The organism is Thalassotalea ganghwensis, from assembly GCF_053485795.1.
This window is the reverse complement of sequence record NZ_JBQRUM010000009.1, coordinates 111,670-123,673: the sequence shown is the minus strand read 5'-3', so window position 1 is coordinate 123,673 and position 12,004 is coordinate 111,670. Positions and strand designations below refer to the sequence as shown.

The 12,004-nt window shown below is 39.1% G+C and carries 12 protein-coding genes; 9 read left to right on the top strand and 3 right to left on the bottom strand.

Annotation, left to right across the window (positions count from 1 at the left end):
- The first annotated feature begins 51 nt into the window (after positions 1-51).
- The 6 genes from guaB (at position 52) to ACSLUH_RS11115 (ending at position 7,015) form a co-directional block, all read left to right on the top strand.
- A complete protein-coding gene (guaB, locus tag ACSLUH_RS11140; RefSeq protein WP_448566950.1) occupies positions 52-1,524 on the top strand; it encodes an IMP dehydrogenase in 1,473 nt (490 codons plus the stop codon).
- Between the two features lie 142 nt (positions 1,525-1,666).
- On the top strand, positions 1,667-3,244 hold the full coding sequence (gene guaA, locus ACSLUH_RS11135) for a glutamine-hydrolyzing GMP synthase (protein WP_448566948.1): 1,578 nt from the start codon (positions 1,667-1,669) through the stop codon (positions 3,242-3,244).
- Between the two features lie 122 nt (positions 3,245-3,366).
- On the top strand, positions 3,367-3,726 hold the full coding sequence (locus ACSLUH_RS11130) for a RidA family protein (protein ID WP_448566946.1): 360 nt from the start codon (positions 3,367-3,369) through the stop codon (positions 3,724-3,726).
- Between the two features lie 128 nt (positions 3,727-3,854).
- Entirely contained in the window at positions 3,855-5,810 is a 1,956-nt protein-coding gene (locus ACSLUH_RS11125; RefSeq protein ID WP_448566944.1) for a S9 family peptidase, read from the top strand.
- A 160-nt stretch (positions 5,811-5,970) separates the two neighbouring features.
- Positions 5,971-6,669, top strand: coding sequence for a glutathione S-transferase family protein (locus ACSLUH_RS11120; protein WP_448566942.1), 699 nt, complete (start codon positions 5,971-5,973; stop codon positions 6,667-6,669).
- Between the two features lie 91 nt (positions 6,670-6,760).
- Positions 6,761-7,015 carry a hypothetical protein gene (locus ACSLUH_RS11115; protein WP_448566940.1) on the top strand — a complete coding sequence of 85 codons (255 nt, stop codon included), beginning with the start codon at positions 6,761-6,763 and terminating at the stop codon, positions 7,013-7,015.
- Between the two features lie 122 nt (positions 7,016-7,137).
- Here the strand turns inward: ACSLUH_RS11115 and ACSLUH_RS11110 are convergent, their stop codons facing one another.
- Positions 7,138-7,626 carry an FKBP-type peptidyl-prolyl cis-trans isomerase gene (locus ACSLUH_RS11110; protein WP_448566938.1) on the bottom strand — a complete coding sequence of 163 codons (489 nt, stop codon included), beginning with the start codon at positions 7,624-7,626 and terminating at the stop codon, positions 7,138-7,140.
- Between the two features lie 15 nt (positions 7,627-7,641).
- A complete protein-coding gene (gene ygfZ / locus ACSLUH_RS11105) occupies positions 7,642-8,592 on the bottom strand; it encodes a tRNA-modifying protein YgfZ (RefSeq protein WP_448566936.1) in 951 nt (316 codons plus the stop codon).
- A gap of 173 nt (positions 8,593-8,765) precedes the next feature.
- On the opposite strand from ygfZ, the gene ACSLUH_RS11100 reads away from it, so the two are divergent.
- A complete protein-coding gene (locus ACSLUH_RS11100; protein ID WP_448566934.1) occupies positions 8,766-9,017 on the top strand; it encodes an FAD assembly factor SdhE in 252 nt (83 codons plus the stop codon).
- Positions 8,977-9,492 carry a protein YgfX gene (locus ACSLUH_RS11095; protein ID WP_448566932.1) on the top strand — a complete coding sequence of 172 codons (516 nt, stop codon included), beginning with the start codon at positions 8,977-8,979 and terminating at the stop codon, positions 9,490-9,492. Before ACSLUH_RS11100 ends, ACSLUH_RS11095 begins: the two co-directional genes overlap by 41 nt.
- A 116-nt stretch (positions 9,493-9,608) precedes the next feature.
- Here ACSLUH_RS11095 and nadB read toward each other — a convergent pair whose 3' ends face one another.
- On the bottom strand, positions 9,609-11,201 hold the full coding sequence (gene nadB / locus ACSLUH_RS11090; protein ID WP_448566930.1) for an L-aspartate oxidase: 1,593 nt from the start codon (positions 11,199-11,201) through the stop codon (positions 9,609-9,611).
- A gap of 205 nt (positions 11,202-11,406) precedes the next feature.
- Here nadB and rpoE point away from each other — a divergent pair, with 205 nt between their 5' ends.
- Positions 11,407-11,985: an RNA polymerase sigma factor RpoE gene (rpoE, locus tag ACSLUH_RS11085; protein WP_448566928.1), complete on the top strand. Its 579-nt coding sequence runs from the start codon at positions 11,407-11,409 to the stop codon at positions 11,983-11,985.
- The last annotated feature ends 19 nt before the right edge of the window (positions 11,986-12,004 follow it).

Here is a 12,004-nt window from a genome sequence, read left to right as displayed (position 1 = left end):
ATTCTGCCGCAATATTTCATCCCTTACCTACTTTTTTAGAGAGATGTTGCGATGCTACGAATTGCTCAAGAAGCACTAACTTTTGATGATGTTCTTTTGGTGCCTGCGCACTCAACCGTTTTGCCTCATACGGCTGACTTAAAAACCAAATTAACCCGTAAAATAAGCCTTAATGTCCCTATGGTATCTGCATCTATGGATACAGTTACCGAGGCTAGATTAGCTATTACTCTCGCACAAGAGGGTGGTATTGGTTTTATCCATAAAAATATGACGATTGCTGAACAAGCGCGTAATGTTTCTCAAGTAAAAAAATATGAAAGCGGTATCGTTTCTAACGCGGTAACCGTGAGCCCTGATGCTACTATACGCTCAGTGATGGAACTTGCTGATGAGTTAGGCTTTTCGGGTTTTCCTGTTGTAGATAGTGCCAATAATTTAGTCGGTATTATCACTGGGCGCGATTTACGTTTTGAAACTAATTTAGATAAGCCTGTTTCAGCGTTAATGACCACAAAAGAGAACTTAGTCACCGTTAAAGAAGGCGCTAACCGCGAAGAAATTCTAGGCTTAATGCATGAACACAGAATTGAAAAAATTCTGATGATTGATGACGACTTTAAGCTTAAAGGTCTAATTACAGTTAAAGATTATCAAAAAGCAGAAAGTAAGCCTAACGCATGTAAAGACGAGCTAGGTCGATTGCGAGTTGGCGCGGCTGTTGGTGTTGGTGCAGGTACTGACGAACGTATCGATGCATTGGTTGCTGCTGGCGTTGATGTGTTATTAATTGATACTTCACATGGCCATTCACAAGGGGTTATTGATCGCGTTAAGGAAACTCGTGCTAAATATCCTGACTTACAAATTGTTGCTGGTAACGTCGCAACTGCTGCTGGTGCAAAAGCATTGGCTGATGCTGGAGTTGATGCGGTTAAAGTAGGGATTGGTCCAGGTTCAATTTGTACAACTCGTATAGTGACTGGCGTCGGGGTGCCACAATTAACGGCAATTTCAGATGCTGTTGATGCGTTAAAAGATACGGATATTCCAGTTATTGCTGATGGCGGTATACGTTTTTCTGGGGATATTGCCAAAGCGTTGGTTGCTGGGGCACATTGCGTAATGGTTGGTAGTATGTTCGCCGGTACCGAAGAGTCTCCAGGTGAAGTTGAATTATATCAAGGTCGCTATTACAAGTCTTATCGCGGTATGGGATCTTTAGGTGCGATGAGTCAGAAAGAAGGCTCTAGTGATCGCTACTTCCAAAAATCTGATGGCGAAGCGGATAAATTAGTGCCTGAAGGAATTGAAGGTCGTGTCGCGTATAAAGGTCCGGTCGCGGCTATTATTCATCAACAAATGGGTGGTTTACGCTCTTCAATGGGGTTAACAGGCTGCAAAGATATCGAAACGATGCGAACTAAGCCTCAATTTATGAAAATTACTGCAGCAGGGATGGGAGAGTCTCATGTACATGACGTTACCATTACCAAAGAAGCGCCAAATTATCGCATGGGCTAAACATTAGTTAAGTCAAATAAGACAAAAAGTAACGACAGATAACGTAGTTGCTTATAATTTTTAATTGCAGGCTGATCTGTTAATAATCACAGGTCAGCCTGCTGCTTTATCATCATCAGATACGTTTTATTAGGAAATACACATGAGCAAAGATATTCATGATCATCGAATACTCATCTTAGATTTTGGCTCTCAATATACTCAACTTATTGCTAGACGCGTTAGGGAGATTGGTGTTTATTGTGAATTATGGGCTTGGGATGTAACTGAAACGCAAATTAAAGAGTTTGAGCCTACAGGTATCATATTAGCGGGTGGCCCAGAGAGTGTTACTGAATTTAATTCGCCACGTGCGCCTGAATATGTCTTTAATGCTGGTGTCCCAGTATTAGGCATTTGTTATGGTATGCAAACCATGGCAGAACAGCTCGGCGGCGCTGTTCAAGGTTCAGAGCATAAAGAGTTTGGTTATGCTGCTGTTGAAGTTATTGCTCAATCATCGCTATTTAAAAATATTGAAGATTCAATTAATAGTAACGGTAATGCCTTATTAGACGTTTGGATGAGCCATGGCGATAAAGTTTCTGAAATCCCTTCCGATTTTGTCACGATTGCACAGACACCGAGTTGTAAGTATGCCGCGATGGCAAACGAAGAGAAAAAGTTTTATGGTGTCCAATTCCACCCAGAAGTCACACATACTAAGCAAGGAATGCGAATTTTAGAGCATTTTATTGTTGATATTTGTCAATGCGAAAAGCTATGGACGCCAAGTTCAATTATTGAAGATGCCATTGAGAAAATGAAAGCTCAAGTTGGTGATGATGAAGTGGTTCTCGGATTATCTGGTGGTGTTGATTCATCGGTTGTGGCGATGTTACTTCACCGCGCTATCGGCAAAAAGTTAACGTGTGTATTTGTTGATAATGGTTTGTTGCGCCTTAATGAAGGCAAACAAGTGATGGAAATGTTTGGTGATCATTTTGGCTTGAATATTATCCATGTTAATGCTGAAGATCGTTTCTTAGCTCGCTTAGCGGGAGAAAATGATCCCGAGAAAAAGCGTAAAATTATTGGTAATGTATTTGTTGAAATATTTGATGAAGAAGCGAGTAAATTAACTAATGCTAAGTGGTTAGCGCAAGGCACCATTTATCCAGATGTTATTGAGTCAGCGGCATCAGCTACGGGTAAAGCACATGTCATTAAATCTCACCATAATGTTGGTGGCTTACCAGAAGATATGGAGCTTGGTTTAGTTGAACCATTACGTGAGCTATTTAAAGATGAAGTGCGCAAAATCGGTTTAGAACTGGGCTTGCCTTATAACATGTTATATCGTCATCCATTTCCAGGACCTGGACTTGGTGTGCGTATCTTAGGTGAAGTAAAGAAAGAATATGCCGACTTATTGCGTCGTGCTGATCATATCTTTATTGAAGAGTTACGTAAGCATGACTTATATGACAAGGTTAGCCAAGCATTTACTGTGTTTTTACCGGTGCGTTCTGTTGGTGTCATGGGGGACGGGCGCAAGTATGACTGGGTGGTTAGCCTAAGAGCCGTAGAAACGATTGATTTTATGACCGCGCATTGGGCGCATTTGCCATATGACTTTCTTGGTTTAGTGTCTAATCGAATCATTAATGAAATCGACGGCATCTCACGAGTGGTTTATGATATTTCAGGTAAGCCACCTGCAACGATCGAGTGGGAATAGTGATTCTAAAGCATAATGCTTAGCTAGAACTTATAAAACTAGCTTATAAAAGTAAATTTTCGACGTAAAACCCCATTGTTAATACAATGGGTTTTTTTTATCGAAACAAGGAACAATTTTTGATGGCAATTGAAAGAATCGAAACTGGAACACGCATGAGCCGTATTGTTAAACATAATGGTACAGTGTATCTATGCGGACAAGTATGCGCTGATGCGTCAAAGCCAATCAAAGAACAAACGGAGACGATGTTAGCTAAAGTTGAAGCATTACTAATTAAAGCCGGCAGCTCAAAAGAACATATGTTATCAGCGACCATTTATTTAAAAACAATGAAAGATTTTGCCGCAATGAATCAAGTGTGGGATGCCTGGGTACCCGAAGGCTGTGCGCCAGCACGAGCATGCGTGCAGGCACCAATGGCAAGAGAGGCTTTATTAGTTGAGATTTCGGTAATCGCCGCACAAATAGGTGAGTGCTAAATTCTCTAAGCTCATTTACTTGGTTTTATTCGTAATTTTTTGTTACAATTTGTTAATGATTTGTATTTAAGTACAATTCTATTTAATTTAAATAATATAAAATTTAGTCAACCAACAAGGACGTTTATATGCGTTATATCCTTTTTGTAGCTGCGGTGCTGCTGAGTATAAGCCAGTTTTCATTTGCTAAGTCTCAGCAAATCCCACTACAGCATTTTTATCAATTACCAATGGTTCAAAATCCGGTAATTTCTCCAGACGGAAAAAACATTGCTGTTATTTTGAATCAAGATGGTTTAACTCAAGTCGCCATTGTTGACTTCAATGATCATAGCAAGGTGAACGTAATCCTTCAGTTAGGTGCAGAAAAGTATCGCATCGATGAGTTAAACTGGGCTAATAATGAAAGGGTTTTGGTAACTGTCAGTCAACCAATGAAAGTTGATCGTTACCGATTAAGGAGTACTCATTTATATTCTGCATCACTTGATGGTAAAGATGTTTTTGAGTTAAGAAAGCGAGGAAAAAGGCGTGAGTCAGCATTAGAATTCTACTATGCTAGTCCTTCGCTTCTGAGTTTGCTACAAGATGATCCTGAGCATATTTTAGTCACTCAAAATGACCCTCGAGATAAGAATTATAGCTCAGTCTTTAAGGTTAATGTTAAAAACGGTGATTTTGAAAAATATTTACCCAATGGCAAACGAATTGTCAGTTGGGGAGTATCCCCCAGCGGTGAAATACTGCTCGCTGTAGGTGTTGATAGCGATCCAGATAAAGATATTAATTACATATACACAAGGAAAGATTCTCGATCAGATTGGCTTTTGGTAAAAACCCGTGAGGCATTTAAAGATGAAACCTTTGGGGTAATTTCTTATTTACCAGAAGAAGACTCTATCATCGTACTTAGTGATTATGTAGAGGACGATACTAAGCCACGAAAAACGTCGTTGTGGAAATATAGCATCGCAGAAAATAAATTTACGGAGTTATTAGGGCAAGCTCCTGGTCAATATGATGTAACAGGCGCAATTTCTCGTCTAGAGGGGAAAACAAGAAAGGTTATCGGTTTTACTTATAATGATGGTTTTTTAAAACGGCAGTATTTTAATCCAACTAGCCAATCAATATCAGTCCAAATAAGTAACTTATTTAAGCAAAAAGGCTTGCAAGCGAGTTTATGGGACTGGGATAGCACCAAAAGTCGTTATATTGTAAAGACAGTTAGTGATAAAAAGCCTATTAATTACTTTCTATATGATAAATCAAAGAACAAGCTGACGCCATGGTATGGTCAATACCCCGTTCTATCAAAAACAAATTTGAATGATGTTATGCCGATTACATTTAAGGCGCGAGATGGTATGCAGTTACATGGGTATTTAACTTTACCAACGCATGTACAGAATGCACCTGTGGTATTATTTCCGCATGGAGGTCCTTATGCACGTGATAGCCAATATTTCGATCCCTTTGTACAAATGTTTGCCAGTCGTGGTTATGCGGTTTTACAAGTGAATTATCGCGGCTCTACAGGGTATGGCACTGATTATCAAACGGCGGGTTACCTCGAGTGGGGTAAAAAGATGCAAACCGACCTAATCGACGGATTAGATTGGCTCGAATCTAAGCAGCTGGCTAATACTAAACAAGCTTGCATTGTCGGTGCTAGTTATGGTGGTTATGCTGCTTTGGTTGCAGGTTTTCAAACCCCTGACCGCTTTAAATGCATCGTAAGTATTGCGGGAGTATCTGATCTTACTAAACAAGTAAGTGATTGGAGAATGAAAGGTTTAAAGAACTATGTAGAAAACGCCGTTAGCTCTATTAAAAGCGAACAAATATCGGTTTCACCGATTTATCATGTGGAGAAATTTAAGGCGCCTGTTTTATTAATTCATGGAAAGGTCGATACCAGAGTCAGCTATTATCAATCTGAATTAATGTATGATGCATTAAAAAACGCCGACAAAGAAGTTGATTATGAACTGTTTGATTGGGGCACCCATCATTTAAATGATGCAGGAAATCGCCAAAGAGCTATGGAGTTGATGGAAAGCTTTTTGCAAGAGCATTTATAAGAATTTTCAATATTATTATAAACCGCAACGAGAAAGTTCATGTTGCGGTTTTTTTAGTATAGTACTCTTTGTTGCTGTAATTATTTACAGTGTTTTTATTGACGATGTTTAATTGCTAGGTATACTGAAAAACATTGTTCACACTGATAAAGGGATGTTAATGGTAAGGCTATTTGGTTTTGGCTCTTATTTTGGGGTATTAGATGCAAGTCCATTCGTGGTTAAGGCGGATTTATTGCTGAAAATGTCAGGGCTGGCGTATCAATATGATGGCAATATTAATCATATAAAAAACTCGCCTAAAAATAAATTACCTTATATTCAAGATGGTGGGCGATTGGTAGGTGACTCTCATTTTATTCAACAATATTTGAAATCAGAATATCAGGTGTTGATGGATGAACATCTAAGTGAAAAACAACTCGCACAAGCCAGTTTATATAGCAAAGCAATTGAAGAAGGCTTGTATTGGTGTTTGGTTTACTCTCGTTGGATAGCACCTGATACATGGCCAATTGTGAAGGACGCATTTTTTGGTAAATTACCACTACCGTTGCGATTGCTTGTTCCAAAGCTTGTTCAAAAAGGAGTGAAAAAGAATCTCTATGGTCAAGGTATATTAAGGCATAGTGAGCGTGAAATTTTGCAGATAGCTAACGAACAATTTGCTACGCTATCCGTGTTGCTTGCCGACCAAGATTACTTTTTTGGCCAACAACCAAGTACCTTTGACGCTATTGCCTATTCGATGTTGATGGAATTCATAAGTGTTAACTTTTCCAACCCATTTAATGAAGCGGCGAGAAGCTATCCTAATTTACTCGCGTTTTGTCAACGAATTGAAAACCAATATTATTAACAAATAAAAAAATCATTATTTCTCTTTTTGCTGTAACAAATTCCCAATTCTTAAGACTGAATAGAAAAGATTGGATAAAAGAGGTTTTTTTATGAGTGAGTTTTTTGTCTTAGCAGGTGGCATAATTGCAATGATGGTGGTTATGCAGGTGGTAGCAAATAAGTTTGGTCTTGACGTTAATGGCCTTTTCGGTTCATTGGAGCCGGTAAAAGGTACCAATGTTGATATGCTTTTATCGGCGAAAGATAAAGAAATTAAGGCGTTGTCTGAGCGCGTTGCGGTATTAGAGCGTCTGGTGACTGATCCAAGTGAGCAGTTAAAAAGAGAGATAGAACAACTTAAATAATATCTGGCTAGAGTTACCTTTTAACAGATGTGCTATTTAGTGTAACTTAAGCACCGACAGTTCTCTGTTAGTGCTCAAGTTAAACGGCTAAGCCAGTGATTGCTGGCTTAGTTGCTGTTAGCTTAGTGATTGTGTCCACAACCGCCTTCACCATGGACATGTCCGTGGGCTAATTCTTCTTCAGTTGCATCGCGCACTTCGATGATTTCGACATCAAACTGTAAATCTATGCCAGCAAGTGGATGATTACCGTCTACGGTAATTTCATCATCTTTAACGTCTACAACGATAACGGTTTGCTCACCTTCGTCTGTTGTTGCTCTTAGTTGAGTGCCAACTTCTAAATCGTCAATTCCTTCAAACATTTTCTTAGGAACGGTTTGTACAAAGCCATCATGACGCTGCCCATAGGCTTGCTCGGCTTCGACACTTACTTCAAATTTATCGCCGGCAAGGCGATCAACGAGCGCAGATTCTAGCCCTGGGATCAAATAACCGGTGCCATGGATAATGGCCAAAGGGTTATGATCGTATGAGCTGTCGATTAAAGTGCCTTCGCTGTCAGATACGGCATAATGTAATACGACAACTTTATTTGGGGCTATTTTCATAATTGATCCTAAATTTTATTGATTAGTTAAAGAGTAGGGCAGCGGCCTCAAGCTTAATATCGCCTCAGGGTGTCCTTGAATACGGAAATTGGTACTAATACTTACATCTGATGGCAGCACCATTTGTAATAAAGTTTGTTTATCATCTTGATAACTACAGAGAATGTCACCAGCTTTACGCCAGTTTTCGCCAATTTGCATTTCAACAATACTATCAGATTGTATACTAAAATCTAGTTGTCCTGCTAAAGTTTGCATTGAACGTTTATTTTTTCCTAGATACTGCATTCGAGCAACAGTTTCCTGTCCTAGATAACAACCTTTAGTAAAACTAATGCCATGAATTGCTTGTAAATTAAGCATTTGTGGCACGTATTCACCAATATCTGGTTGGGTTAAGCAAGGGAAACCTTCTGTAATTTCGTGGTAATTCCAAACTGCGTCAGTCACGGTTGGCAACTTAAGTGGTTGAAGTTTTCCTAATACAGCAGATTCATCACCTATGATTAAATAGCGAGGAATTTCACCACCTAAATAAACGAGCGTTATACCGTTATGGTCAACGACTGGTGTAAGGCTATCGGGTATTTGTGAGAACTGACGCTGCAGAAGTGCTTTTCTATCTTTACCTGTCAACACATAGTAGCTTAATTGCTCTGCTACCTTTATTTCTACTTTTGCAAAAACACCAAATTTTTGCAGTTCGGCTAAAGAATTTTTTATGGTTTGCAAGGGTTGAATTAATAGTAACTGCTCTTGTCTTTCAATTAAGCGAAAGCAACTATGAACCTTACCTTTAGCATTACAATGGGCTCCTATAAGAAGAGGGTGTTCGCTTAAGCTATTAACATCACAAGTGACTTGACCTTGCAGGTACTTATAACGCTCTTCTCCAGAAAGAGAAATTGCGCCAATGTTAGCCAACTTAATTAAGTAGTTGTCAGGAAGTGAAGAAGTATTACTCATAGTTTATCAACGCATTTTTTCAAATATTTAGTTAGGTAAAAATGAGTTTATCAAATTGTCGTCACTGGGTTAACTGTCTTTTTGTGATCTAATTCATCAAAAACAAGTCAATTACATAGCTAAACTAGATTCGAATTTGCTAAAATAACGAAAAATAACTATCGGGAAACTAAATGTCTGAAGGTAAAAATAAAGCTCGTTTAAAGTGGGCTTGTCGTAGAGGGATGTTGGAGCTTGATGTCTTATTTATGCCTTTTGTCGATGAGGCTTATGATGATTTGTCAGAAGAAGATAAATTGACATTTGAACGCTTACTAACCTGCCAAGACCCAGAATTGTTTGCATGGTTTATGGGGCATGAAACTTGTGAGGATGAGGCGCTAAATGGAATGGTTCAGCACATACTCTCAAGGGTTAAAGTATAATATAACAATTAGCCCGTCATATTGTTTTTACTTATTTAAATTGGCTTATTTAGCATTTAATATCGTTGTTTTTCAGCTGTTGCTTTTAGCCTTCGAGTTGGGCGCCAACCAGTGGTTGATTATTATGGTCACACTCGTTGGTTGCGTGTGGTATTTTTATAAATTTAGGCAAGACTACCCGCGTCCGATTGTACTTTTTGAAGATGGCGTATTGCGCTTAGACAGCAATGAAAGTCAACCGGCGACATTGACACCGGCAAGTCGCACTACACCTTTTGGATGCGTTTTGGCGTATCAAATTGAAAAGTCTGAAAAACGTAATTTGCTTAACAACGATATGTCGTTGCAGGTCAAGAATAATGAGCATTGGGTTATTAATAAGCAGATTTTTATTTTTAGAGATAGTGTTGATGCTGCAAGCTATGCTCGGTTATGTCGTGTAATTAGGCGTCAAAGAGCGCTTAAAGATATTTAAGCCGCTCAGCTAACAAGATTTATTTTAAAGAGTTTTTTATTTTTACGTTAGTTTGGCGAGAACACTAAAATGAGAGTTTAACATCAATCTGCTCTTTAAAGCCTTTATAAACGCTATTATTTTTTACTTGGTGTTAATATCGTCGGCATTGGCTCTTTTGCTAACTCTGGGTAATCCAAAGTGTAGTGTAACCCTCTGCTTTCTTTTCGACTCATCGCGCTTCGAATAATTAATTCAGCTACTTGCACTAAATTTCTCAATTCTAAAAGGTTATTACTCACTCTAAAGTTACGATAATATTCATCTATTTCTCTTTGCAATAATTCGACTCGGTGCAAGGCTCGCTCTAAGCGTTTAGTCGTTCTTACTATCCCGACGTAATCCCACATAAATAATCTTAGTTCGTGCCAATTATGTTGAATGACAACTTCTTCATCAGAGTCTGTGACGCGACTTTCATCCCATGCAGGCAATGGCAAATAGGGTTTAGTCGTGTTTAAACTGGTTTCAATGTGTTTAGCTGTGGCTCGAGCAAATACTAGGCACTCTAATAATGAGTTACTGGCTAATCGATTAGCACCGTGTAATCCTGTATAAGTTACTTCACCGATAGCATACAGGTTATCAATGTCTGTCAGGCCATTTTTATCTACCATAACACCGCCGCAGGTATAATGTGCGGCGGGAACAACCGGCATTGCTTGTTTGGTAATATCAATACCTAGCGCTAATGTTTTTTCATAAATGGTGGGGAAATGTTGTTTGATAAAGCTCGCTGGTTTATGACTGATGTCAAGGTACATACAGTCAGCACCTAATCGTTTCATTTCAAAATCTATTGCTCGAGCGACAATATCTCTAGGTGCCAATTCTGCTCGCTTGTCGAAACTTGGCATAAAGCGACTACCATCTGGTCGTCTTAATATGGCACCTTCTCCTCGCAACGCTTCGGTTAGTAAGAAATTACCTGCTTTGGGATGAAAGAGACAGGTCGGATGAAATTGATTAAATTCCATATTGGCAATTCTGCAACCTGCTCGCCATGCCATTGCGACACCATCACCACTGGCCACGTCAGGGTTTGAGGTATACTGATATACTTTACTTGCACCGCCTGTTGCTAGAATTGTTTTATGAGCATAAATCCGCTCTACTTTTTCGCTATTTCTATTCCATATATAGGCACCGATACAAGCATCTTTGCTATTTTTGTCAACAATTAAGTCAATGGCATTATAGCGCTCAAATACGCGAATTCGGTTATGCTCTTTGACTCTTTCTACCAAAGTTGTTTGTATTGCTTGCCCTGTTGCATCAGCGGCATGTAAAATTCGTCGATGACTATGTCCACCTTCTCGTGTTAAATGATAGGGCTGGTTTGAGTCACCTGTACCTTCCTTATCAAAATCAACACCTTGGTTGATTAACCACATCATGCATTCTTTTGCATTTTCAGCGGTATATTTGACGATTTCCTCATTACATAAGCCGGCACCAGCGACTAAGGTATCGGCAACGTGCGAATCAATGCTATCTTTTTCGTCTAAAACAGCGGCAACACCTCCTTGTGCATACATGGTCGAGCCTTCGTTTACAGGCCCTTTGCTAAGTACCACAACATCTGCATTTTTCGCTAAATGCAGCGCTAATGACAGTCCAGCGGCTCCACTGCCAATAATAAGTACGTCACAATTGTGTTGCTGATTCATAATGTTAATTAAATAAGGTATTCTATAGTGAAGTGAATTTTAACGTTAATTGTGATTTCATCATAGTCGTAAAGCGCTTATTGTTCGATTTATTAATTTTTTTTAAATTTAAATCGAACTTTTAAAAAAAAGCTATGTCTTACTTTTAGCGTTTGCCAAGAGCCAGATGTAATAAATAACGTGAGTTTTAGGAGAAGTGGCTCGAATGAGCGAACAAAATGTCGACCAAAAGTTGGTTGAACGAGTTCAGTGTGGTGATAAGAATGCATTTAATCTGCTCGTTAGTAAGTACCAGCATAAAGTGGCGAATTTGGTTTCACGCTATGTTAAAAACCATAGTGATGTACCTGATATAGTGCAGGAGGCTTTCATTAAGGCATATCGCGCGTTGCCAAACTTTAGAGGTGAAAGTGCATTTTATACTTGGCTGTATCGGATAGCGGTAAATTGTGCAAAGAACCATATGGTAGCCGGGAGTAGGAAACCACCAGGCTCGGATATCGAAATTGAGGATGCAGAAGTTTATGACGAAGGTGAAGCGTTACGAGAGAATGCTTCTCCTGAAAAGCTTCTGCTAACCCAAGAAATTAAGCGTGTTATTTTTAATACGATAGAGCAATTACCTGATGATTTGCGTACCGCAATTAATCTGAGGGAACTTGAAGGATTAAGTTACGAAGAAATTGCGACCATTATGGAGTGTCCTGTGGGTACAGTGCGCTCTAGAATATTCAGAGCTCGTGAAGCTGTGGATAAGAAAATTCAGCCTTTGTTAAAACGTTAATGTTTTGCAAAGAATAATA